Source organism: Maribellus sp. YY47, assembly GCF_023111095.1.
GTDB lineage: Bacteria > Bacteroidota > Bacteroidia > Bacteroidales > Prolixibacteraceae > Draconibacterium.
Genome location: NZ_JALGYW010000001.1, coordinates 35,709 through 59,747, shown reverse-complemented (window position 1 = coordinate 59,747; position 24,039 = coordinate 35,709). Strand labels below are relative to the sequence as shown.

20 protein-coding genes and 1 tRNA gene are annotated in these 24,039 nt (G+C 44.4%); 16 read left to right on the top strand and 5 right to left on the bottom strand.

Going from position 1 to position 24,039, the window contains the following annotated elements; all coding sequences use genetic code 11:
- Positions 1-51: 51 nt before the first annotated feature.
- From MR764_RS00280 to MR764_RS00270, 3 genes are read right to left on the bottom strand one after another with little or no spacing between them, the layout of a single operon-like run.
- On the bottom strand, positions 52-1,146 hold the full coding sequence (locus MR764_RS00280) for a DUF4097 family beta strand repeat-containing protein (protein WP_247977379.1): 1,095 nt from the start codon (positions 1,144-1,146) through the stop codon (positions 52-54).
- A 10-nt stretch (positions 1,147-1,156) separates the two neighbouring features.
- A complete protein-coding gene (locus tag MR764_RS00275; protein ID WP_247977378.1) occupies positions 1,157-1,663 on the bottom strand; it encodes a hypothetical protein in 507 nt (168 codons plus the stop codon).
- 10 nt (positions 1,664-1,673) lie between these two features.
- Positions 1,674-2,228, bottom strand: a complete 555-nt coding sequence (locus tag MR764_RS00270) for an RNA polymerase sigma factor (protein WP_247977377.1) — start codon at positions 2,226-2,228, stop codon at positions 1,674-1,676.
- Positions 2,229-2,404: 176 nt separating this feature from the next.
- Here MR764_RS00270 and MR764_RS00265 point away from each other — a divergent pair.
- Positions 2,405-2,480 (top strand) — tRNA-His (locus tag MR764_RS00265).
- An 821-nt stretch (positions 2,481-3,301) separates the two neighbouring features.
- Here the strand turns inward: MR764_RS00265 and MR764_RS00260 are convergent.
- Both MR764_RS00260 and MR764_RS00255 read right to left on the bottom strand, forming a co-directional pair.
- Positions 3,302-4,072 carry a hypothetical protein gene (locus MR764_RS00260; RefSeq protein ID WP_247977376.1) on the bottom strand — a complete coding sequence of 257 codons (771 nt, stop codon included), beginning with the start codon at positions 4,070-4,072 and terminating at the stop codon, positions 3,302-3,304.
- Between the two features lie 191 nt (positions 4,073-4,263).
- Positions 4,264-5,007 carry a hypothetical protein gene (locus tag MR764_RS00255; protein ID WP_247977375.1) on the bottom strand — a complete coding sequence of 248 codons (744 nt, stop codon included), beginning with the start codon at positions 5,005-5,007 and terminating at the stop codon, positions 4,264-4,266.
- Between the two features lie 138 nt (positions 5,008-5,145).
- Between MR764_RS00255 and MR764_RS00250 the strand changes: the two genes are divergently transcribed.
- The 15 genes from MR764_RS00250 (at position 5,146) to MR764_RS00180 (ending at position 24,026) form a co-directional block, all read left to right on the top strand.
- The gene (locus tag MR764_RS00250; RefSeq protein ID WP_247977374.1) at positions 5,146-6,873 is read left to right on the top strand and encodes a HAMP domain-containing sensor histidine kinase; all 1,728 of its coding nucleotides are present in this window, start codon (positions 5,146-5,148) and stop codon (positions 6,871-6,873) included.
- 282 nt (positions 6,874-7,155) lie between these two features.
- Positions 7,156-7,845 (top strand): response regulator transcription factor, encoded by a 690-nt coding sequence (locus MR764_RS00245; RefSeq protein ID WP_247977373.1) that lies wholly within the window; start codon positions 7,156-7,158, stop codon positions 7,843-7,845.
- A gap of 63 nt (positions 7,846-7,908) precedes the next feature.
- On the top strand, positions 7,909-8,625 hold the full coding sequence (locus tag MR764_RS00240) for an SDR family oxidoreductase (protein WP_247977372.1): 717 nt from the start codon (positions 7,909-7,911) through the stop codon (positions 8,623-8,625).
- Between the two features lie 44 nt (positions 8,626-8,669).
- On the top strand, positions 8,670-8,993 hold the full coding sequence (locus MR764_RS00235; RefSeq protein WP_247977371.1) for a MazG nucleotide pyrophosphohydrolase domain-containing protein: 324 nt from the start codon (positions 8,670-8,672) through the stop codon (positions 8,991-8,993).
- Positions 8,994-10,004 (top strand): 3-dehydro-L-gulonate 2-dehydrogenase, encoded by a 1,011-nt coding sequence (yiaK, locus tag MR764_RS00230; protein ID WP_247977370.1) that lies wholly within the window; start codon positions 8,994-8,996, stop codon positions 10,002-10,004. It abuts the gene before it with no gap.
- A 293-nt stretch (positions 10,005-10,297) separates the two neighbouring features.
- On the top strand, positions 10,298-11,401 hold the full coding sequence (locus MR764_RS00225) for an efflux RND transporter periplasmic adaptor subunit (protein WP_247977369.1): 1,104 nt from the start codon (positions 10,298-10,300) through the stop codon (positions 11,399-11,401).
- 10 nt (positions 11,402-11,411) lie between these two features.
- The gene (locus MR764_RS00220) at positions 11,412-14,483 is read left to right on the top strand and encodes an efflux RND transporter permease subunit (RefSeq protein ID WP_247977368.1); all 3,072 of its coding nucleotides are present in this window, start codon (positions 11,412-11,414) and stop codon (positions 14,481-14,483) included.
- Entirely contained in the window at positions 14,434-15,792 is a 1,359-nt protein-coding gene (locus MR764_RS00215) for a TolC family protein (RefSeq protein WP_247977367.1), read from the top strand. Before MR764_RS00220 ends, MR764_RS00215 begins: the two co-directional genes overlap by 50 nt.
- Before the next feature lie 194 nt (positions 15,793-15,986).
- Complete coding sequence (gene nadB / locus MR764_RS00210) at positions 15,987-17,558, top strand: L-aspartate oxidase (protein ID WP_247977366.1); 1,572 nt, start codon at positions 15,987-15,989, stop codon at positions 17,556-17,558.
- A gap of 5 nt (positions 17,559-17,563) precedes the next feature.
- The gene (gene nadC, locus MR764_RS00205; RefSeq protein ID WP_247977365.1) at positions 17,564-18,409 is read left to right on the top strand and encodes a carboxylating nicotinate-nucleotide diphosphorylase; all 846 of its coding nucleotides are present in this window, start codon (positions 17,564-17,566) and stop codon (positions 18,407-18,409) included.
- Positions 18,410-19,141, top strand: coding sequence for a type III pantothenate kinase (locus MR764_RS00200; RefSeq protein ID WP_247977364.1), 732 nt, complete (start codon positions 18,410-18,412; stop codon positions 19,139-19,141).
- Entirely contained in the window at positions 19,128-20,408 is a 1,281-nt protein-coding gene (locus tag MR764_RS00195; RefSeq protein ID WP_247977363.1) for a hypothetical protein, read from the top strand. The genes MR764_RS00200 and MR764_RS00195 overlap by 14 nt, the downstream gene beginning before the upstream one ends.
- Before the next feature lie 28 nt (positions 20,409-20,436).
- Complete coding sequence (locus MR764_RS00190; protein ID WP_247977362.1) at positions 20,437-22,080, top strand: tetratricopeptide repeat protein; 1,644 nt, start codon at positions 20,437-20,439, stop codon at positions 22,078-22,080.
- Positions 22,055-22,744, top strand: coding sequence for an LPS export ABC transporter periplasmic protein LptC (lptC, locus tag MR764_RS00185; protein ID WP_247977361.1), 690 nt, complete (start codon positions 22,055-22,057; stop codon positions 22,742-22,744). The genes MR764_RS00190 and lptC overlap by 26 nt, the downstream gene beginning before the upstream one ends.
- A 10-nt stretch (positions 22,745-22,754) precedes the next feature.
- Positions 22,755-24,026 (top strand): hemolysin family protein, encoded by a 1,272-nt coding sequence (locus MR764_RS00180; protein WP_247977360.1) that lies wholly within the window; start codon positions 22,755-22,757, stop codon positions 24,024-24,026.
- Positions 24,027-24,039 lie beyond the last annotated feature (13 nt).

The following is a 24,039-nucleotide window of genomic DNA, read 5'->3' as shown; positions in this document are numbered from 1 at the left end:
GACAGGATAAATTTCGAAGGGTTGCAGTATGGAACAAAAAAATCAAAAAAATTATCGGGTTTTGATATTAATCTGTCCCGAATCAGCAGTAATACTAAGCTTTGCAGCTCCCGAAGCTTTTGCTCCGAGGTGTCCGGTTACCCGCGAAGTTTTTCCATCGTCGCTTAATTTTTCATCCTCCACCTTTATTTCTGTTCCCAGATTCAAGGTCGATTTGGTATGATTGATCTCAAAGTTGAAACGAGTCTCAGGCTCAAAAAGCAAGTCGATATCGGTTGATTTTGAATGAATGACAATGTTTCCAAAATCGGAAGCGATCTTTTCCACTTCCACGCCTCCATAATCGGCGCGAATGTTTAAGCGGTCTGATAATTCACGCACCCGGAAGGTGGAAAAACTTCCCTGGGCATCAATCAGGTCGGCCAGTTGAATCCTGAATTTATCCCTTCGCGACTGGGCATCGATGTCCTTTACCTCTTCAAAATCGAACTCTGTTGATTTGCTCTGAATACGTAACGATTCGGCTCTTTTCAAATACAACTTACTAAAGTTGCAGTCGAGCCGCCCCCGCTGAACGGAATTAATGGTTGCATCGGCAAAATTGAGCGTTAAATCAAGTTCTCCGAAAAAATCGTAGGCTTTCAGGTTGCCGTTCGACAAATTCAGCCATACGTCGCCTTTATAATCACCAATAAAAATATCGCCAAATTTATTCTCTACTTTCAAGCGGTTGGTATTGGGCATCCACACTGTATAATCGATCTGTATATTTCCATCCGAATCCAGCAAAGTCTCCTTAAATTTCAGAATCTCTTTACCAATGGCACTTTTGTTCTGGCTTACCCGCGTAGATACAATCAGATAATGGTTGTTGGCTGTGAAGTCGAAATCAATGTCGCGCAACAATTCGTTCAGTTTTGATTGCTTTTTCTCTTCTACTTTGATTTTTATTTCAAAAACCACCGAATCTTTTGGCCAGGTTTTGATGTCAATCTTACCGTATTTGTTTACGATCTCTACCTGAGTATCGGGCAAAACTGCAAATCCGCGCCTGATTTCCTTTGTTTCAGAATACTGTGCTTCTGCCAGAAAAGGCAGCAAGCAGGCCATCATTATTATAAATCCACCAAATTTCGTCTTTCTCATTGTTTTCAGGTTAACATTTTAGTTGCTCCAACACATCGTCGCAAAGTTTCAGCCGAAAACGATTGTTTTCGATCATCGCCTCAATCACACTTTTATTCGATATGTTTTCATCCAGTTCACTTTTCAGCACTTTGTACATGCCTTCCAGTTCGTTTAAATCCGATTCAATATCGTCTTTTAATTCAGGATTGGTAAAATAACATTTCTGTATTTCCTCCATCTTTTTATCTACCTGGTACGAATAGTAAGCTTCTGTTTCCATCAGTTCCAGCAATTCAGGATCGGCATTTTTTGCCATTCGTCCGGGCCCCATTATCCCGGTTTTCCACACCAGTACCGAGCCAATTACTGCAATCGCAACTACTGCAGCCACCCTATAAAAGTGCGTTCGCATAAACACCACTTTCCGCGGCTTGCTGTTTTCTGCAATCCGGCTCCAAAGCTCCGGCGATGGTTCTCTGAAATCAAAATCCCCGCGATTGGCTTTTACGAAATCCTCTAATCTGTCCCTCTTCATTTTTTCGTTTTTAAAATCCACTCATTTCCTGATCCTTCAATATTTCGGCGATCCTTCTTTTTGCCCTCATGTACTGGCTTTTCGATGTTGATTCGTTAATCCCCAGTATTTGCGCAATTTCTACATGATCGTAGCCTTCGAGCAGGTACAGCGAAAAGATCATCCGTCCTCCTTCGGGCAGTTGCTCCATTGCCCGGGTTATGTTCTCTACGGTAAACCTCGGTTCTTCTTCACCGCTGTCCTCTTCCCTGTCGTGCTCATAAATTTCCTCGCAATAGGTCAGCTCCACTTTTCGCTTGTTGATGGCATTGATACAGGTGTTGATCACAATTCGTTTCAGCCAGGCTCCAAAAGCCGATTCGTAACGGTACGAATCCATTTTCATAAATGCCAAGGTGAACGATTCCTGTAACATGTCTTCCGCTTCCTCGCGGTTGTTCATCATGCGGTAACTTACATTGAACATCGCTCTTGCATACAATTGATACAATTCATAACGGGCACTCTCCTTTCCTTTTTTACACGCCTCAATTATGTCCCTGTGTATGTGCTGTTTTGGTACCAATTGCTTTTCTTTCCGTTTTTAATGACAAAATAAATGGGGAGGGGTTGCAAGAAGTTACAACTAATTTGTGTGTATTTTTTCAGGGCATTCCTGTTCGATCAAAAATCGTCTCGATTTTTATTTAATTTCAGTTGCAGAAAGAATAAAATATTTATATTTGCACCCGCAATCAAAACGGTGGATGTAGTTCAGTTGGTTAGAACGTCGGATTGTGGTTCCGAAGGTCGCCGGTTCAAGTCCGGTCTTCCACCCAAAAAGCTTCGAAGAAATTCGGAGCTTTTTTTATGGTCTAAGTTTCGACAGAAGCCATTTATAATCAAGAACCGGGGTCAGAAAATAATGATTATTACAAAGCTTTCAGAAATCAGTTCAGGGGAGTTCGCGATATTCGTTTTTTCCTGTATAGACTAGCCAAAATATATGCTTGAAATTTGTATCCCCACAGGAAGTTCAATTGATCCGCAAAGGGCAGGGAGCAAAGAGAGAGTGATGAAGGATGACCGGGCTAAAGCCCGGAGGCGGTCTGGGTGCATTACCCCCAGGCTTAAGCCTGGGTTTAGTAAGTTTCCCTGCGAACGGGCTTTAGCCCATAATAAAAGGCGGCAAACACAGCATGAGAAAATACAACAGCCTACCGCTTTATTTCAAATGAAAGCAAAAGCCATTACAATCCCGCGAGGAGACTTCCTGTTGAATAAAAAAATTAAGATGGTATAATCCGAAAAAAAGGAAAAGAGGGAAAGCTATGGACGCTTTTTGAAGATGATTGATAATTTACAAACCCCTAAACACAAAACCAATCATAAATACAGAAGTCGCTTTCCCCCTATTTTTTATCTCTTTTCTATCATGGACGGTAAGAGTAATGCAACTAACAGGCCAAAAATCCTTAGTCTCTGTTTCCCAGTGAAGTATATATTTTGTTAACCAATAACCTTTCTCTCTGTGGGAAAAAACGCCCCAAAACAGAACCGAAACGAGACGGATCGCCTTATTATTCCCGTGCCAACCGGCGACCTTTAACAATAGTTTTGGGGTGTAATTCCGACTTCCGCCATCAGCTTAAAAAAAGCTTATTCATCGGTAATCACTGTCATTTCCTTTTGAAGAAGCACCGTCATGGCTGCGGCCAGTAGCAGCTTTGTTTCCTCATCGAGGCTGTTGTGCAACCAAACAATACATTTATTCATTCCCAAAGCCCCCGCTCCCAGGTATTGAACCGCAGAAAGGGTTTGCTCCTCTTCACGAAACTGGTAGCCGCGTGCCGGAAACAGTTGGCGGCTCGTTTCGTTTGTTATAGAAGTAGCCGAAACAATGAAAATCTTTCGTTTGCCGTTGGTTAACACTGCACCGCCAGGCTCGTCGGATTCAGTGCCCACCGATTTTTTCATAAACAAAAGCCAGAGATTCGCAGTATCGCCGTTTAGAAAAATAGAAGCTGAGAAATTCTGTTCGGCCAGTTGCAGCTCGTCGTCGCCCACATAAAAGCCCGAGAAAAGCTCCAGTCCTTTTTTGAGCTTAATACTGGCATCGGTGGCGGCATTTACCTGTGCGGTGCCCGATTTCCCGTTGGTGAGTACAAACGAGAACTTACTTCGGGTAGTGCTTTCTTCTTTGGTGCCCCAGAAATTTGAGTTTCCCCTGGTGGTGGTCCAGCCGTTTTTGCTCTCGGTTACAGCGTATTCACCAAACTTGTATTTGGCGATCTTGCCAAACGTTTGAGCGCCTATTTTTACTTTTAATGCTTCCGAATTGTTGGCAAGACCGGGATCGATCACAATGTTTTTCTGTGCAGAAACATCCAAAAAGATCACAACTAAAATATACAGCAAAATGGTTTTCATCGCTACATCATTTTAATGCGTTAGTATTTCCCGTTTTTGTCTGTTTTCAGCAGGTAAAAGTTACGGCGAAAAAACGGTTTTTGCCTTCCATCCAGACTTCTTTGCACAGTTGCATCCACCCAACCAGACAAAAAAAGGCCGGTGTCCCAAATAAGGACAACCGGCCATTTTTTTACTGAATAGCTGTTTAATTATTTCTCTTCTTTCTGTTCTTCCACTTCCACATTAACTTTAACGTCGCCGCCTTCTTTCATTTTTCGGATCACGATTTTCTTTCCGTCTTTTTCGATCACTTTCACGTCGTCGTTCATTTCATCCACATGTATCCGTTTGCCGTCTTCATCCGCAATTACCTTTATGGTTTTGAATTTGTGCGGTACTCCGCCATGAAACATCATCGGAGCTGCAGGCGCTCCCGGAATCATAATTTCTTCGTTGATTTCCATTTCTTCTTCCGATGGTTTTTCACGGATAATGGTGATCTTTTCCTTTCCGTCTTTTAATTCTTTCTTTTCGAAAGAAATAATCCCGGGATCGCTTAAATCGATCACATTTCCTTTTTGATGATCCCGCATCATGATCATTTTAGGCGCCATGGGCATGTTCTTGCCGAACTGGTTAACAAATACCTGATGAAGAGAGTCGGCATCAAAGTCGAAATCAAAATCCATATCAGAGTCGAACGTGAAATTCCCCTCCTTCGAAATCCACTTCATTTCCTTGCCATCGCTTATGGTGTCGCCGTTCCAAACAAATACCTGACCGGTCATCAGCACGGTGTCTACTTCTGTTTTATTCCCCTGATCGTCGATCGTCATCAGTTGAATGTGTTTTTTCCCGCGAGGAGGATCCTGCGGCATTTCGCCGATCGAAATCGCAGAGGTTAATAAAGCGGCGAGGGCCAGAATTCCGGTGCTTGCTAAAATGCTTTTCATCGTGTTATTTTTTTAATTGATTTTCTGAAAACAAAGATAGATGGAACACTGCCTGCCAATCAGTTAAAGCCTGGTTAAAACCTGTTAAGGAAAAGTTAAAATCGGTTTTCGGCCTCATCAAATCACTATATTTGAGGCATGAACAAGAAATTATTTACCGGTTTAATTGTATTGATGGGCATTTCCATTTTGGGAATTATTGCCGTGCAGCTGGTGTGGATGAACCAGGCAATCCGCGTAAAAAATGAAATGTTCGAACGCAGTGTAAACGAAGCGCTGATTCGCACGGTAAACCGCCTGGAAGACATTCACAACCTGAGCGTGGTCAACGAAATGATCTTTTCGGATGATTCGGCACTTTGGGCGCCATTTTCCGGAACCAACTTTGATTTTGATGCAGATACCGAGTTCGTCTGGCGCACAGCGCCACTGGCCCCTCCACAGCCCACCGGCAAACCCGTTAAAATTATCCGGCAGGTAGGCCCAAACAAAAAAAATGCGGTGATCGAGATCAAAATGAACAACGATTCCACCCGGGCCAAACAGACTTTTACCTACAATGTCAGCACCACTGCATCGGCCAATAACCATGTGGTTGTAGCCGCCAACAACACCCATTCAAATGCCACGGTATTTGTCCGTGAAGACACCATTATTACAGATATGGATTCGCTGTATACCATCAGTACCATAAAAATCGATTCGCTGCTGACCGAATTGGATACCTTTAAAATACTGCGGCCCGATCTTTCCAAACGAATCCATCTGAAAGCCGGCAACCTGAAAAAACTGGCTAACCGCATGGTAACCGAAGTTTCGGCCTGGGATGTGCGTAAGGTGGATGAAGAACTGATTTCTGAAACCCTAAAAAAAGAGCTGGAAGAAAGCGATATTCCGCTTGATTTTGAATTTGGCATCATCCGCGACAGCATCACTGAATTTCCGATGGAGGTGAGTGATTCTGCAGCGGTGGTAAATACCAACTTTCAGGTGGAGCTGTACCCCAACGATATTTTTCAGAAGAACCTGAAACTGGCCCTATTTTTCCCGGGGAAAGATGGTTTTATCTACCGCTCGCTCAACTGGCTGCTGGTGGCTTCGTTCCTGTTTTCGATGTTTATCCTTGTCACTTTTGCCTTGAGTATTTTTTACATCCTGCGGCAAAAGAAGATTTCGGAAATGAAATCGGACTTCATCAACAACATGACACACGAGTTTAAAACACCGATTGCTACTATTTCGGTAGCCACCGATTCCATTACCAACGATAAAGTACTGGGCGATCCGGAACGTATACGGTATTTTGCCGGAATGATCAAAAAGGAAAATACACGCATGAACCGGCAGGTGGAAGATATTCTGACCATTGCCCGGCTCGACCGGAAAGACTTTGAATTTAACTGGGAGGCCATTGATGTGCACGACCTGATAAAAGATGCCGTGCAGGGAATTATTCTGCAGGTGGAAAAAAGAAGTGGCAGGATTGATCTCGATCTGCAGGCAATGAATCCGATGATTACCACCGACCGGAATCACTGTACCAACGTGGTCTATAACCTTATCGACAATGCCAACAAATATTCGCCGGATACCCCGGAAATTAAAGTGCGGACACGCAACCTTCAAAATGGAGTTCTGATATCGGTGGAAGACAAGGGCATTGGAATGAGCAAAGTGGTTCAGTCGAAAATATTTGAGCGCTTTTACCGGCAAACCAGCGGCAACATTCACAATGTAAAAGGTTTTGGCCTGGGACTGAGTTATGTAAAGGCCGTACTGGAAGCCAACCGAGGCAACATCAGTGTTCAAAGTGAACCCGGAAAAGGAAGCAAATTTGATGTATTTTTACCTTTTGTGAGGGAATAAAACCTTCTCCCCCTGCCCGTCAGCTGACGGATCAGGGTGCTCCTCCTACAGGAGGAGAAATAGAGCCGGCAAAAATTGAAACGACAAATAAATTCCGGAGCTGACTACAAAAAATTGAAGATGTTCATAAAGCATATAAAATACGGTTCTCGCAAAGACACAAAAGAAGCGCAAAGGTCGCAGAGCGCTCACTATGAACTTCTTATTTTGCGCTCTTTGCGTGAAATTTGTTTTTTGAACTTCGTCTCCGGCTTTAGCTTAAAGTGGTGAACTGACATTACAATGACAACAAAACAACACATATTTCTGGTGGAAGACGACCTCAGTTTTGGGGCGGTGTTAAAATCGTATCTCGAAATCAACGACTACGAAGTAACCTGGATTGACGACGGAAAGCATGCCGTAGAAAGATTTCGCAGCGGCGAATACCAGATCTGCATTCTGGATGTGATGCTCCCGAACATTGACGGTTTTACCATTGCCACCGAGATCAGGAAACTGAACAAAGATATTCCGCTGGTTTTCCTGACCGCCAAAACACTAAAAGAAGACATTCTGAAAGGCTACAACGCCGGTGCCGACGACTACATTACCAAACCGTTTGACACCGAAGTGTTGCTGTGCAAAATTCAGGCAATCATTAAACGACAGTCGGTGGAAACACAGACCGACAATACTGTTTTCACTGTAGGTTCGTATGAATTTGATGCTCGTTTGCGCACCATTGTCCGTGACGAAGAAAAACAAAAACTGTCGCCCAAAGAGGCTGATCTGTTAAAACTGCTTTGCCAGAATAAAAACGAGTTGCTCAGCCGCGAAACTGCCCTCCGCAAAATATGGGGCGACGACGGCTACTTTACCGCCCGCAGCATGGATGTTTTTATCACCAAACTGCGCAAATATTTGAAAGATGATCCGAACATCGAAATCCGCAACATTCACGGAAGCGGCTTTATGCTGGAAGTGAAATAATTATCGAACCTCCCATATTTTTATTTCAAAACTTCTGATTGTATCTTTCGGGAAAAACAAGCTATGATTATTGAAAACCGGATTGCCGTAATTACGGGTGCGGGAAGGGGAATTGGTGAAGCCATTGCATACGGGCTTGCCGACATGAATTACCAAACCGTGCTGATAGGCCGTAACCTGAAAAACATGGAACAGGTTTCTGCAGAGATTGTGAACAACGGAGGTCTGGCTCCGGTGATTTTTGAGCTTGATATTACCCATACATCCCAAATGCGGGAAACGGTAAAAGCCATCGTCGAAAAGCTGGGTCGGGTGGATGTACTGGTCAACAATGCCGGGGTTTATTTCGACGGCACACTGGAGCTTTCGGAAACCGAGTTCCAAACGATGCTGACCACCAACCTTACCGCGCAATTCAATCTTACAAAAGAGATAGTACCGCTGATGCAGCAACAACGAACCGGCTACATTTTTAACATCGTTTCGCGCTCGGGGAAAGTGGGCTTTGCCGGAAGCGGTGGCTACAGTGCATCAAAATTTGGGATGCTGGGACTTAGCGAATCGCTGTATCGCGAATTAACGCCTCTGGGTATTAAAGTGACCGCACTTTGTCCGGGCTGGGTAAACACGCAAATGGCTTTCGATGCCGGAACTCCTTTAAAAGCCGAAGAAATGATCCAGCCGGAAGATCTTTTTAAGACCATTCGCTGGTTATTAGAACTATCTCCGGTTGCCTGCGTGAAAGAGCTTGAAATAGAATCGCAAAAAGGCATCGAATAAACCACCGCACATTGAAACTACATTAAAACAGAAACTAAAATTTTATGCCACAATTACCGAATAAACCCACGCTGGCCAACTTTCAGCAATATGTTTCAGAGCTTGAAATGGAGCGAGGATTCCACTCACAAACAACCATCGATAAATGTTTGCTGCTTGGAGAAGAAATAGGCGAGTTATTCAAAGCTGTCAGAAAAACAGAAGGGCTGTTAATTGACAGCCATTCAAACTTTACTGAAATTGGCGACGAGTTGGCCGACATATTCATTTATATATGTGCCATTGCCAACCGCAAAGGTATTGACCTGGAAGCAGCCTTTCGAGCCAAAGAAGAAAAAAATAAAAAACGAACCTGGAACCCGGCTTAAATGGAAAGAGTAAGAGTTTCTTATGATGAAATGCAAAAAGAATTCACTCGAATTCTGCTAAAGCACAATTTCACGCTAGAAAAAGCTGAAAAATGTGCCCGTATTTTTGCGACCAATAGTTTGGAAGGAATTTATTCGCATGGCGTTTATCGTTTCCCGCGTTTTGTTGATTATATCCAAAAAGGATTTGTAACACCCGATGCTGAACCTGAAAAAGTTAGTGGACTGGGAGCCATTGAACAATGGAACGGCAACCTGGGACCCGGCCCTTTAAATGCTGAATTCTGCACTAAACGGGCAATGGAACTGGCCTCAGAAAATGGCATGGGCTGCGTAGCCATTGCCAACACCAACCACTGGATGCGGGGTGGAACCTACGGCTGGCAAGCTGCCCGAAAAGGTTATGTGTTTATTGGCTGGACCAACACCGAAGGCAACATGCCGGCATGGGGAGCCCAAGACAGCCGGCTGGGAAATAATCCGCTCGTTATAGCCATGCCTTTTGGCGATGAAGCCATTGTGCTCGACTTTGCCATGACACAATTCTCGTACGGAAAAATCGAAGCCGCAAAAATCGAAGGGAACATGTTACCCTTTCCCGGAGGATTCAATACAAAGCATGAATTGACACAATCGCCTGATGAAATTCTGGAAACCAAACGTGGCTTGCCCATTGGCTACTGGAAAGGAGCCGGATTGTCGTTATTGCTGGACATACTGGCCACCGTTTTATCGGCAGGGCTCGCGACCAAAGATGTTAGCGGAAAGGAAGCAGAATACGGGGTTTCTCAGGTTTTTATTTGTATCGACTTAAAGAAACTGCACAATTACCCTGCGATCGATCAAACCATTTCCGGGATAATTGATGATTTTAAAGCCTCGCTCCCGATCGACGAAAACCACGACATTCGCTATCCGGGCGAACGAGTGATTGCCGCCCGAACCGAGAATTTAAAACATGGGATTCCGGTTGAGAAATCGGTTTGGGAAGAGATTCTGCGGATGAGATGATGTGTAGGTCAGGCTGTTTCATTCCAACTAAAACATGCTTATAAAATCCCTTAAACGCATCTTTCTAACATAATGCACTTCCATCGCTTGATGGTATACCGCAAGTTTTTATCTTTACCGGATAACCGTAAAACTTTATATCTCATAAAAAACCTTGGGGTCACAGCTAATTGGCTTTGATAAAAATGAAAAAAAATCCAATTCAGAATTAACCTTTTCGTTTACTCAAAGTCAAAGTCCTTATCGGCTCCTCAGGGCTTATTTACAGACATAAACTGACTAAATTTATCGACGTGGGTACAAAAAAAATTTTCCGACTGATCCTTTCAGTCATCATTTTGCTGTTTCTGGCCGGGATAATTCTATACCCGAAACTTAAACCATTATTGGGCAAACAAAACGGGAATGGCTCTGCACAGGGATTTGCAGGCATGCGTGGCGGTATGCAGAAAACCTTTGCCAGCGGATATGTCATCGTTCCGCAGGAAATGAGCGAGCTTATCATCAGTACAGGTTCGTTGCTGCCCGACGAAGAAGTAGAGTTATCGTTTGAAACCTCGGGAAAAGTGGTGGGTATCTTTTTCGAAGAAGGCACGCGGGTGAAAAAGGGCGATCTGCTGGCAAAAATAAACGACCGCCCGCTTCAGGCCCAGTTATTAAAGTTGCAGGCTCAGCAAAAACTTTTAAAGGAAAAGGAGTTCAGGCAACGGCAACTGCTCGACCGCGATGCCATCAGCCGCGAAAGCTACGACCAGATTTCCACCGAACTGCAATCAGTGGAAGCTGACATTATGCTGATTGAGGCAAGGATTGCAGAAACCGAGCTGCGTGCTCCGTTCGACGGAGTTGTGGGTTTGCGTTTTATCAGCGAAGGAGCCTATGCCGGCACCCAAACCAAAATCATCCGTTTGGTAAAAATAAGCCCGCTCAAAATTGAATTCTCTGTAAACGAACGGTATTCGGGTGAGATTGCACCGGGATTTCCGATCACTTTCCAATTCTCTGACAGTCCTGAAAAATACAATGCAAATGTCTATGCCGTAGATCCAAAGGTGAACATCGAAACCCGAACCATCACAGTGAGGGCACGGTATCCCAACACAAGGGAAGAACTAAAGCCTGGCCGCTCAGTTAAAGTAGCTGCACTTTTGTCGAAAATCGAAAATGCCATTGCCATTCCCACAGAAGCTGTGATTGCTGAAATGTCGGGAGAAAAAGTGTTTGTGCTGAAAAACGGGAAAGCCGAACAGCGAAATGTGGTAATTGGCTTGCGCACCGAATCGCAGATACAGATCAGGGAAGGGCTCGAATTTGGAGATACGCTGCTTACAACCGCCATTTTGCAGTTGCGCGAAAACCTGCCGGTGCAGTTGGACACTTTGCTTACTAACCAGTAATTCCTGAATCATGAGTTTATCCTCCGTAAGTATAAAACGCCCGGTACTGGCCACAGTCTTTTCGCTGGTCATTCTCCTGTTCGGGGCCATCGGGATGACCTATCTTGGGGTTCGCGAATTCCCGAGTGTCGATCCTCCGCTGATCTCGGTAAGCACCTCGTATCCGGGAGCCAACTCCGATGTTATCGAAACACAGATCACCGAACCGCTAGAGCAGTCCATTAACGGTATTCCGGGTATCCGCACCCTGACCAGCCAGAGCAGCCAGGGACGCAGCCAGATTTCGGTTGAATTTGAATTGACCGTCGACCTGGAAACTGCGGCCAACGACGTTCGCGACAAAGTTTCGCAAGCCCAGCGTTTCCTGCCCCGCGACTGCGACCCTCCAACTGTTTCAAAAGCAGATGCCGATGCCAGCCCCATTATGTTTATTGCCGTTCAGAGTCCGAAACGCTCGCTGCTTGAACTGTCTGAAATTGCCGAACTAACTTTTAAGGAACAGTTGCAAACCATTTCGGGAGTCAGTTCGATTGCCATTTGGGGAGAAAAAAGATATGCCATGCGCATTTGGCTCGATCCCGCCAAGCTTGCGGGATACCAGATGACGCCCCTGGATGTTCGCAATGCCATTCTTCGCGAGAATATTGAATTGCCTGCCGGCAGTGTGGAAGGAAACACCACCGAGTTGACCATCCGCACCCTGGGATTAATGAAGACTCCCGAGGAATTCAATAACCTGATACTCAAACAAACCGGAGACCTTTCGATCCGGATTCGCGACATTGGCCGGGCAGAATTGGGCCCCGAAGACCTCAAGGGAATCATGAAAATGAACGGCATTCCCATGGTTGGTACCGTTGTTGTTCCGCAACCCGGCGCCAACCATATCGATATTGCAGACGAAGTTTACCAACGCCTTGAATACATCAAAAAAGACCTGCCCGATGATGTGGGTATTGAAATCGGTTTTGACAATACTCAATACATCCGCACGTCCATTTCTGAAGTGAAAAGCACAATCTACCTTGCCTTTTTCCTGGTAGTAGTAATCATCTTTGCCTTTTTACGCGACTGGCGCACAACCTTCCTTCCGATTCTTGTTATACCGGTTTCGCTGGTGGGTGTGTTTTTTATTATGTACATGGCCGGATTCACCATAAATGTGCTCACCCTGCTGGCCATTGTATTGTCCATCGGGCTTGTAGTTGACGATGCCATCATTATGATGGAAAATATTTATGTGAAGATTGAACAGGGGCTGAAACCGTTTGATGCAGGGATAGCGGGGGCCAACGAGATTTTTTTCGCGATCATTGCCACCACCATTACGCTCATCGCCGTGTTCTTCCCCATCGTATTCCTGGAAGGAATGACCGGCAGACTGTTCCGCGAATTCAGTATTGTTATTGCCGGAGCCGTGGGCATCTCTTCCTTTGTCGCCCTGACTTTTACACCCATGCTTTCAACCAAAATACTGAAAACAAGGCAAAAAAGAAGCAAGGCCTACATGTGGACCGAAAAATTCTTTGTGAAGATGAACAGCGCCTATAAAAGCTCGCTGGATACTTTCCTGGAACGCAGGTATCTTTCGCCACTTGTGCTTGTGGTAGCGCTGGGATTGATTTTTACATTGTGGAAAATTATTCCGGCTGAAATGGCGCCACTGGAAGACCGTTCTCAACTGAATATCAACATCACAACACCCGAAGGTTCGACCTATGAGTTCAACCAGGCTTATACCGAAGAAGTGACCGCGCTTGTGGAACGCACTGTTCCGGAGCGCGACAAGGTTACTTCCATGGTCAGGGGAAGCCGCGCATTTGTGCGCGTGGTTCTGGTTCCGCCCTCCGAAAGACAAAGAACACAACAAGAAATTGCCAGCCAGTTATCGGCCGCTCTGCGAAAAATGACCAAAGCAAGAGCCAGTGTCATTCAGCAATCAACTTTTGGAGGACGACGCGCTGGACTACCCATTCAATATGTTCTACAGGCGCCCAACATTGAACAGCTGCGGAAAATTCTGCCTCAATTCATGGCCAGGGTTCACGATAACCCTACCTTCGAAATGGCGGATGTTGACCTGAAGTTCACCAAACCTGAGCTACAGATTGAAATTGACCGCGACAAAGCCAACCTGCTGGGGGTTTCAACTCAAAACATCGGGCAAACACTTCAGCTGGCATTGAGCGGCCAGCGTTTTGGCTATTTTATTATGAACGGAAAGCAATACCAGATTTTGGGTGAAATTGCCCGCCAGGACCGGAATAAACCGCTCGATCTAAAATCGTTGTACGTGCGCAACAACACCGGGCAAATGATCCAGCTCGATAATTTTGTCAGCCTGAAGGAAGAGACTGCTCCTCCGCAATTGTACCGCTACAACCGCTTTGTATCGGCAACGGTTTCTGCAGGCCTGGCACGGGGGAAAACCATCAGCGAAGGCCTGGCTGAAATGGATATGATTGCAGCCGATGTGCTCGACGATTCGTTCAGGACTGCCCTTGCCGGCGACTCCAAAGACTTTACTGAAAGTTCTTCCAGCTTGATGTTTGCTTTTCTTCTGGCCATTGTCCTGATTTTCCTGGTTCTTTCAGCCCAGTTCGAAAGCTTCAAAGATCCGGTTATCGTGATGATGACCGTCCCGCTGGCACTTACCGGCGCCATGATTTTTATGTGGTATTTTAATATTACAATGAATATATTCAGCCAGATCGGGATCATCATGCTGATCGGTCTGGTCTCGAAGAACGGAATTCTGATTGTGGAATTTGCCAACCAGCGGAAACTGGCCGGCATGAACAAGCTCGACGCTATTCGTTATGCATCGGCAGCCCGGTTCCGCCCCATTCTGATGACCAGCTTATCGACCGTTCTCGGCATCCTCCCGCTGGCCATCGGTCTTGGCGAAGGTGCGCAAAGCCGTGTTGCCATGGGTATTGCCGTTGTGGGCGGGTTAACCATTTCCACTTTCCTTACCCTTTATGTGGTTCCGGGAATCTATCTTTTTATTTCAAGTGAAACAAAAAACATTCATGATGAATCGGTTCAAATACAAAAAATCGAATCTTCCGAAAATAAGTAATACACTGCTAATCATAGCGCTTCTTGCCGCCCCGTTTTTTACCGGCGCGCAGGAAGTTTACGACCTGAACCGGTGCATTGTAACCGGGCTGGAACGTAATTTTTCCATCAAAATAGCGCGCAACCAGGAACAACTGGCCGAGAATAATTATACAAAAGGAAATGCCGGTTTCCTGCCTTATGTAACTTCAACCAATCGTTTCGGGGGCACGCTCAACAACACAAATCAGTCGCTTGCTTCAGGCGATGACAATGAGAACAAGGGCGTTCATAACATGACCGGTTCAGCCAGTGTAAACCTTGATGTAACACTTTTCAGGGGTTTCAATGTACAAACGACGTACGAAAAGCTGAATCAGCAAAAGCAAATGGGCGGGCTCAACACCCAAATGGATATGGAAAACCTGATTGCCAAAATCATATCCGAATACTATTTGTACGTACAACAGCTGAACCTGAACAAAAACCTCGTTTATGCCGTGGAACTTTCCCGCGAGCGGGTTAGAATTGATGAAGCACGTTACCTGCTGGGGTCTTCCTCGAAACTCGAATTATTACAATCGATGGTTTACCTGAATGCCGACAGTTCAAGGCTGGCCAACCAGAACGAGGCAATTATAGCGTCGCAGGTGAGGCTCAAAAAACTAATGTCGGTCGAAAGGCTGGAAGATGAGCTTGTTGTAAAAGACAGTGCGATTCAGATAAACGACAACCTGCAATACCCGGCGCTGCTCGATCAAACCCTTGGCAACAATACCAGCCTGCTGATAGCTGCCAAAGACCAGGTAATTTCGGAACTCGATTACAAGATCATCGCCTCACGGGCTTATCCTTATTTAAATGCTTCTACCGGGTACAATTTTTCACACAACAGTTACGGAGCCGGTTCCGTTAAAAATCAAACGGTGAAAGGGCTGAACTACGGATTGACACTCGGGATCGATATTTTTGACGGATTCACAAGAAAACTGGAAAAAACAAATGCCCGCTTAAACATTGAAACACAGCAATACCAATATCAACAGGTAGAACAGGAAGTAAAAGCCGACCTCCTTACCATTTATTATTCGTATGAAAACAACCTGAAGCTCTTGCAACTCGAGAAACAAAACCTTGACGTGGCAAAGGAAAACCTTGAAATTGCCCTGGAACGTTACAAACTGGGTGACCTCTCGGGGCTCGAATTGCGCGAGGTACAGAAAAGCCTTCTTGATGCAGAAGAACGCCTGATTTCCATCCAGTATCTTACCAAGGTGGCCGAGATTTCGCTTCAGCAAATAGCCGGGAACATCATGGTTTACTACCAGTAAAAATACAGGCAAACACATACGATACCTGGCAGTACAAGCATCTTCCAGGCATAAAGTATTTGCTTCAATCCGGGGATTACACCACTGGTGCGTTACCTTTCCCGCGCATTTAGAAGTTTCCTATTAAAAATCACACCTATGCTTAAAAGAAATGCTAAATTTGCACGCTCGTTTAAGGAAAGCGGAAAACATAGATGCATGTACTTGAATTTGATACGGTTGTAATAGGAAGTGGATTGGCGGGTCTTTCGGCAGCCTACCACTCATCTGAATTTGGGAAAGTTGCCATTGTTACCAAATCGCAGCTCGACACCAGCAACTCTTATTATGCCCAGGGAGGTATTGCTGCTGCTATTTCGAAAGACGATTCACCGGATAAACATTTGCACGACACTTTGGTTACCGGACGTGGACTTTGCGACCGCGATGCCGTTGAAATTCTGGTGAACGAAGGTCGTGACCGTGTGCTGGAACTCATCGAGCTGGGAATGCCCTTCGACCGCGAAGGAAAAGATTTTGTTCTGGGACTTGAAGGGGGCCATTCGAAACGCCGGATACTGCATGCCGGCGGCGATGCTACCGGCAAAGCACTTACCTGCTTCAAACTGGGCCTTGTTCAGTCAAAAAAGAACATCGAATCGTTTGAATATGTAACAGCCATCAAGCTGCTCATTCAGGAAAACCGCATACAGGGCGTACACGCCTACGATTTCAAAACCGGCGAAAATATTGTTTTCAAAACAAAGGCTGTAATTATGGCTACCGGAGGAATGTCGCGAATTTTTGCACGTTCCACCAATCCACATACAGCAACCGGCGATGGGATTGCCCTGGCTTACGAAGCCGGTGCACAAATCTCGGACATCGAATTTATCCAGTTTCATCCATCCGCACTTTACATTCCCAACCAGGAAGCTTACCTGATCAGTGAAGCAGTGCGTGGCGAAGGGGCCTGGCTCCTTAACAACAAAGGAGAACGGTTTATGAAAGACATTCATCCGCTGGCCGAACTGGCGCCGCGCGATGTGGTCGCTTACAGTATTTTCAGGCAGATACAGAAATCGAAAGAAAAATTTATATACCTGTCGTTGAAACACCTCGACAAGGAAAAAATCAGAAAGCGTTTTCACAACATTAACCAGCACCTCAAAGAGTTTGGTTACGACATCACCGAAGACTTTCTTCCGATTGCTCCCGCGGCACATTACATGGTGGGGGGCGTACGTAGCAACCTCGATGCCGAAACCAATATCCCGGGTTTGTTTGTATGTGGGGAATTAGCTTCAACCGGAGTGATGGGAGCCAACAGGCTGGCCAGTAACTCGCTGCTCGAATGCCTGGTTTTTGGGAAAAGAGCCAGTGAAAAAGCGGCAAAAATAGAAACTACTCCGGGCGACATTGATTTACCCACCCCGGTTTACATCGACGAAGCCAACGAAGCCGTCTTCCTGGATTACCGCAACCAGATCGCCGAAATTATGTCGGATCACCTGGGAATTGTCCGAAACAAAACAGGTCTGGAAAATGCGGTTCAGCGCTTAAGCGAAATTGCCGAACAATTTGAAGGTCACACGAACGAATACAACTTACTTAAAATCCGAAACGAAGCTGCCATATGCAGGCTAGTTGCAAAAGCCGCGCTAATCAGGGAAGAAAGCCGCGGTGGGCACATCAGGGAAGATTTCCAGAGCGAAAATCCGGATTTTAAAGTACACAGCATACAAGAAAAAAATAACGAATTTCATTTTGAACCTGTTAGAGAGTAGAGGTTATGATGGACGAAAAAACATTGCGCTCAGCCGAGGTACTTTTTAACCTGGCTTACGCAGAAGACATAGGCGACGGAGATATTACCACCAACAATTTAATTGATCCGGAAGAAACAAAAACAGCCCGTTTTGTGGCAAAAGAAGCTGGCGTGGTAGCCGGACTTCCCGTAGCGGAGATGGTATTCAGAAAATTTGACAAAGACCTTCAGTGGCAAGTAATGAAACCCGACGGAAGCGAAGTTGTTCCGGGCGATATCATTGCTGAATTCAAAGGAAACTATCGCGCACTGCTTACCGGCGAACGCAAAGCACTTAATTTCCTGCAGCGACTGTCGGGAATTGCAAGCTACGCTCACCTTTGCATGAAAGAAATCGAAGGCACAAAAGTAGAGATCCTCGATACCCGCAAAACACTTCCGGGTTACCGTTACCTCGACAAATATGCCGTTCGGATGGGAGGCGCTTCCAATCACCGCTTTGGCTTGTACGACATGGTAATGATAAAAGACAACCACATCCAGGTGGCCGGTGGAATTACGAATGCTGTAAATGCCATTCGGAAACGAATTCCGAAAAGCATAAAAATAGAGGTTGAAACCACCACCATAGAACAGGTAAAAGAAGCATTGGCTGCCGACGTTGACATTATCATGCTCGACAATATGAGTACAGAGCAGATGAAAGAATGTGTTAAAATCATCGACCGCCGGGCAAAAATTGAAGCCTCGGGTAATATGACCATAAAACGCATCCAGAAAGTGGCGCACACCGGAGTAGATTATATTTCAATTGGTGCACTCACGCATTCTGTAAAGGCGCTGGATATTAGTCAACGCATAATCGACTAAATGAACCTGGTAATCGATATCGGAAATACCCGTACCAAGTTTGCTGTATTCGACCATGGAGAAATATTGCTGACTGTCCCGGTTGAGGAGTTTTTACCTTCTCATGTCGACGAGCTTCAGCTTGAATATCCTTCCTTAACCCAGGTAATCTTATCGAGTGTAAAGGAATATTCTTCTGAGCTTAAACAGATTTTGCAATCCCGGTTTGAAACCTTCATTGAACTGGACGAAAACACGCCCCTTCCGATTGAGAACCATTACCACACAAAAAATACACTGGGAAAAGACAGGATTGCTGCAGTAGTCGGCGCATTCGACCTCTACCCAAACAACAATGTACTTGTTATTGACGCGGGGACAGCCATTACCTACGATCTGTTAACGGAAGAAGGAAAATACCTCGGAGGAAACATCTCGCCCGGAATTGAAATGCGATTTAAGGCCCTCCATCAGTTCACAGGCAAATTACCCCTAACCGGAAAAGCGGAGATGAATAAGCTGTTTGGCACCAGCACAATCGAAGCCATCAGGGCTGGTGTTCAGAACGGAACTGTCTATGAAGTAGATACAACAATTACAATGTTTAATGAATTTTATAAAAATTTAAAGGTTTTAATCACCGGAGGCGATGCCGAATTTTTTGATAACAAATTAAAAAATTCTTTCTTTGTACACTTTAATTTAACCGCCTTGGGTTTAAACCGCATTTTAAAATATAATGGGGAGAAATAGCAGAGTACTTATATTGATCGCCGGAATACTAATGATTCCGGCAATGTTATTTGCACAGTTTAACAACAACACCTCGTCACCTTATTCGAGGTATGGCTTGGGCGACCTGCAATCATACAGCTTTGGCAGAACAGCAGCAATGGGAGGCGCAACACTTGGAAGCAGGTATGCACTTCAGGTAAACAACGCCAACCCGGCCTCTTATACCGCGACCGACTCGTTGAATTTCTTGTTCGAATTTGGTTTGAAAGGAGATTTCTCGCGCTACAGCAGCGAAATCAGTGAAATGAAAACCAGCGACATCAATTTCAACTACTTCTCAATGAGTTTCCGAATTAATAAATGGATGGCAACCAGCATTGGTCTCACTCCATATTCGAACGTAGGTTACCAGATTGAGGTGAACGAAGATATCGAAAACACCGGCGCAGCCCGTACCATATATTATGGTACCGGAACCATTTCGGATGCTTACCTCGGACTGGCTATCCAGCCGCTGAAAAACGTATCGCTGGGAATGAACCTGAACTACCGTTTTGGTAAAATCAGCCGTAATTCGGAACTTACTTTTGAATACGCCGATTTATACCTGTTGCAACGCTATTCCCAGCTTCGAGTTACCGACTTTGGTCTCGAATTCGGCGCCCAGGTTATTCTTCCAATGAAAGACAACAAACAATTGGTTTTGGCCGGAGTATTTGAAAGCAAACCGACTTATACCGCATTCGAGTCCGACATCGTGCAAAAAAACATCTATTATGGTGGTGTTGGCGATCAGGATACTCTCGCCATTAAAGAAGAACAAAAAGGAAAGATTGTATTCCCCACAACGCTTGGTTTTGGTCTTTCGTATTCCAAAAAGAACGTTTACGAACTCAATTTTGATTATTACCACCAGGGCTGGGCAGATGCAACAATCATGGGAGAGAAAAGTGAATTTCTTTCAGATTTAAATAAATTTGCGGTTGGTGCAGAATGGATACCCGATAAATTTTCCATCCGAAGTGCCTGGAAAAGGGTTGCCTACAGGGCTGGTTTTAAATACGAACAAACCTACCATTCAATCAACGGGCATCAAATTAATGACTTTGGCATAAGTTTTGGTTTAGGCTTACCAATATATCGTTCGAACTCAACCATTAACATTTCGGCTGAGTTTGGCAAGAGAGGAACAACAGACTATAATTTAGTGCGCGAAAATTACGCAAAAGTTAACCTGAGTGCCAACTTGCATGATTTATGGTTTATGTCGCGTAAAATTGATTAAAATTAAACTGAAAAAATAAAAAACTATTATGAAAGCTTTATTACGCATAACACTCTTCTTCGTAGTGACGGTGCTTACCGGCATCACCGTTGCGCAAGCACAAAGAGTATTGAAGGGTACCGTTTACATGGATGGAAAACCAGCTGCCGGAATTACCGTTGAAGCCCAAAAAGGGGGAACAATGATGACCAGTTTCGACGGAAAATACGAAGTAGAGGCTGATGCCAAAACCAAATGGATCAAATTCACTTTTATCGACGAGAAAAAAACACTGGATATAGAAGGCAAAACAGGAGATGTTTTTGATTTTGCTTTCACAGGTGAAATACCTTCGGGCAATGCAGAAGAAGATAATACCGGAGGTGAAGTCAATTTAGGCACGGCTGAAGATTTGATTAAAGCCGGAAATGAAACATTCAGAACAGAATATTCTTTGTATTCAGAATTCTACAAGCAAAAAGACTACAAGTCGGCTAAACCTCACTGGCAGGTACTTTACAATCAATTCCCTAAATCATCAGAAAACATCTACATTCAGGGAGCCAAAATGTATGAAGACTTTATTGAAAAGGCTGCCACAAAAGAGGAAAAAGATAAGCTGATCAACGAGTATATGAAATTGTACGACAAAAGGATCAAGTATTATGGAGAAGAAGGATATGTTCTGGGACGTAAGGGAACGGCTTGGCTAAAATATAAACTGAATACCGAAGGAGCAGAAGCTCCGGAAGGCGATGCGTTGGTACAAATCTACAAATCAGGGTATGAATGGCTAAATAAGTCTATCAGCTTGCAAGGAAACAAAACTGAAGCTCCGGTTTTAATCCTGTACATGCAGACTACGGTAGCTCTTTTTAAATTAGGAGAATTACCACAGGAGCAAGTAGTTAAAAACTATGAAAATACCGTAAAAGTTTCAAACGAAATAATTGCAGCAAACGAAAATGCGGATAATGTAAAAACGGTGAAGGAAACAGTATTGCCTTTTACGGACGATATTTTTGGAAAATCGGGAGCAGCCGATTGCGATGTTTTGGAGAAAATTTACTCTTCAGAATTTGCTGCCAACAAAGACGATATCGACTACATCAAAACCATGTTACGTCGTTTGGGTAAAGCCAACTGTACCGAGTCAGACCTGTTTGCACAGGCTACCGAAAGACTGTACGAACTTGATCCGTCGGCTGAAGCTGCTTTCAACATGGCACGCCGTCTGATTAAAAAAGGTGATGTGGCCAAAGCAAAAGAATACTACAAAATGGCTATGGAGCAGGAAACCGACCAGGAATTATTGGCTTCGTATTACCTGCAGTACGGACTTGTATTGTATTCTGAAAGCTCATATTCAGAAGCACGTAGCTACGCTCGCAAAGTGCTGGACATTCAACCCAACAACTGCGATGCTAACATGCTGATTGGGAACATTTATGTAGCAGCAAGCCGTTCTTTCGATGGCAAGAACATCGAAAAAGCCGCAATATTCTGGGTAGCTTGCGATTACTTCGAAAAAGCACGTCGTAGCGAAGATTGCTCCATTGACGCTGCACAAAAAATTTCGGAATACAGAAAGTATTTCCCCGACAAAGAAGAAGCTTTCATGGAAGGTCTTCAGGCAGGTTCAAGCTTTAAAGTTGGAGGTTGGATAAATGAAACAACAAAAGTCAGATTCTAATTTTTATCTGCTTCTAAAAAGATATTGTATTGCAGTTCTCCTGGTGGGGACTGCAATACTTTTCTATGCCTGTGAGGATAACGAGATCTCAAAGATTAAACCCATTGAGTCGACCGATAATCTTCCGATCATGGAAGCCACCAATTTTGAGACCCTCACTACCGACTCCGGGCAAGTCAGGTATTTTTTAAAAGCTTCTAAATTGCTTCGTTTTGAAAACGAAGGAAAAATTTACACCGAATTTCCGGAAGGCATCGAACTGATAAAATACGATGCCAATAAAAAAATAACTTCAAGTATTACAGCCAACTACGCCAAACAGTTTTTAAAAGAAGAACGTTGGGAAGCAAAAAACAACGTAATCGTTACCAACGAAAAAGGAGATACCTTAAAAACCGAACATCTTATCCTGGACGAGAAAAAACAAAAGATTGAAACCGAAGAGTTTGTACAAATTATTAGTAAGGACAAGATTATTAATGGAATTGGGTTAACTTCGGATTTGGATATGAAGGACTCAAAAATCTGGAAAGTAACCGGAACCATGTATGTTTCGGCGAATAATACTGGTTCCCCGTCGAACCAGAGCTTAAATAATACAACAAGTCCGCCTGCGGTTGAAATTCCACAACAGGATTCGAACAGGATACTTCAATTTAAGTAAAGGGCCAACTATGAATAACTATTTGCTGATCATACTGGTGACTATGCTGCTTTCAGCATTTTTCTCCGGAATGGAGATCGCTTTTGTATCGGCCAATAAGTTGCGCCTCGAACTCGACAAAAAATCGGAACCTTTTAGTTCCCGGATACTAAAATTTGTCACTTCAAACGGAGGAAAATACATTGCCACCATGCTGGTTGGCAACAACATTGCACTGGTAATTTACGGTATTGCTTTTGCTGCCCTGCTTCAGCCCTTATTTGAATCCTACTTCCAATCGGCTTCCATGGTATTACTGATGCAAACGATCTTCTCCACAATGATCATACTCGTTTTTTCGGAGTTCCTGCCCAAAACCTTGTTTCGGTTATTCCCCAATTCATTATTGACTTTCTTTTCGATTCCGCTGGCACTTTTTTACATTCTCTTTTACCCGATTACCAGTTTCTCAATGGGAATCACCAACATTTTGCTAAAAAGGGTACTAAAAACCGATATCGCCAAAGGCAAAAAAAATCCGGTTTTTAGCCGAATTGATTTAGATGAATTTGTGAGCGAGAACGACTCCGGCCGTAAGGAAATAGCAGAAAAAGCGGTAGAGACCGAGATTAAGCTGTTTAAAAATGCACTTGATTTTTCCAAGGTCAAACTGCGTGAAATTATGGTTCCACGCCCCGAGATTGAAATGCTCGAACTGGGCGCTACCATCAGTGAGTTGCGTCAGAAATTTGTGGAAACGGGATACTCCCGCATACTTTTCTATAAGGAAAACACCGACAATATTATCGGATATGTTCATTCGTCTGTTCTTTTTCAGAATCCCAAGTCGATTGAGCCCTTCATAAAAAAAGTGGCGATTGTTCCGGAAACCATGCCTGCCAACAAGCTACTGAGCACCTTTATCCAGGAACACCGCAGTATCGCTATTGTAGTAGATGAATTTGGCGGGACTTCGGGAATGGTGACCAGTGAAGACATTCTGGAAGAAATATTTGGTGAAATCGAAGACGAACACGATACCAGCGACATTATTGAGAAAAAAATAAGCGACACAGAGTTTATCTTTTCCGGACGTGCAGAAATAGACCTGCTCAATGAAAAGTACTTTTTTGATTTGCCCGAGACCGAAGAGTTCGAAACGCTGGCCGGATTGATATTGTACTACCATGAAAGTATTCCGAAAATAAACTCGGTGATTAAAATCGGGAAATTCCGGTTTAAAATATTAAAAGCTACCAACACAAAAATAGAACTGGTAAAACTCACTATTGCAGACAATTAAAACCGGGCACTTC

Excerpts from the sequence above, each read along its gene's own strand:
- MR764_RS00180 (WP_247977360.1), top strand. The coding sequence starts at position 22,755 with ATGAATAACTATTTGCTGATCATACTGGTGACTATGCTGCTTTCAGCA.
- MR764_RS00190 (WP_247977362.1), top strand. The coding sequence starts at position 20,437 with ATGAAAGCTTTATTACGCATAACACTCTTCTTCGTAGTGACGGTGCTT.
- MR764_RS00195 (WP_247977363.1), top strand. The coding sequence starts at position 19,128 with ATGGGGAGAAATAGCAGAGTACTTATATTGATCGCCGGAATACTAATG.
- MR764_RS00245 (WP_247977373.1), top strand. The coding sequence starts at position 7,156 with ATGACAACAAAACAACACATATTTCTGGTGGAAGACGACCTCAGTTTT.
- nadB (WP_247977366.1), top strand. The coding sequence starts at position 15,987 with ATGCATGTACTTGAATTTGATACGGTTGTAATAGGAAGTGGATTGGCG.
- MR764_RS00250 (WP_247977374.1), top strand. The coding sequence starts at position 5,146 with ATGAACAAGAAATTATTTACCGGTTTAATTGTATTGATGGGCATTTCC.
- MR764_RS00280 (WP_247977379.1), bottom strand. The coding sequence starts at position 1,146 with ATGAGAAAGACGAAATTTGGTGGATTTATAATAATGATGGCCTGCTTG.
- MR764_RS00275 (WP_247977378.1), bottom strand. The coding sequence starts at position 1,663 with ATGAAGAGGGACAGATTAGAGGATTTCGTAAAAGCCAATCGCGGGGAT.
- lptC (WP_247977361.1), top strand. The coding sequence starts at position 22,055 with ATGAAACAACAAAAGTCAGATTCTAATTTTTATCTGCTTCTAAAAAGA.
- MR764_RS00200 (WP_247977364.1), top strand. The coding sequence starts at position 18,410 with ATGAACCTGGTAATCGATATCGGAAATACCCGTACCAAGTTTGCTGTA.
- MR764_RS00240 (WP_247977372.1), top strand. The coding sequence starts at position 7,909 with ATGATTATTGAAAACCGGATTGCCGTAATTACGGGTGCGGGAAGGGGA.
- yiaK (WP_247977370.1), top strand. The coding sequence starts at position 8,994 with ATGGAAAGAGTAAGAGTTTCTTATGATGAAATGCAAAAAGAATTCACT.
- MR764_RS00260 (WP_247977376.1), bottom strand. The coding sequence starts at position 4,072 with ATGAAAACCATTTTGCTGTATATTTTAGTTGTGATCTTTTTGGATGTT.
- nadC (WP_247977365.1), top strand. The coding sequence starts at position 17,564 with ATGATGGACGAAAAAACATTGCGCTCAGCCGAGGTACTTTTTAACCTG.
- MR764_RS00255 (WP_247977375.1), bottom strand. The coding sequence starts at position 5,007 with ATGAAAAGCATTTTAGCAAGCACCGGAATTCTGGCCCTCGCCGCTTTA.
- MR764_RS00220 (WP_247977368.1), top strand. The coding sequence starts at position 11,412 with ATGAGTTTATCCTCCGTAAGTATAAAACGCCCGGTACTGGCCACAGTC.
- MR764_RS00235 (WP_247977371.1), top strand. The coding sequence starts at position 8,670 with ATGCCACAATTACCGAATAAACCCACGCTGGCCAACTTTCAGCAATAT.
- MR764_RS00215 (WP_247977367.1), top strand. The coding sequence starts at position 14,434 with ATGATGAATCGGTTCAAATACAAAAAATCGAATCTTCCGAAAATAAGT.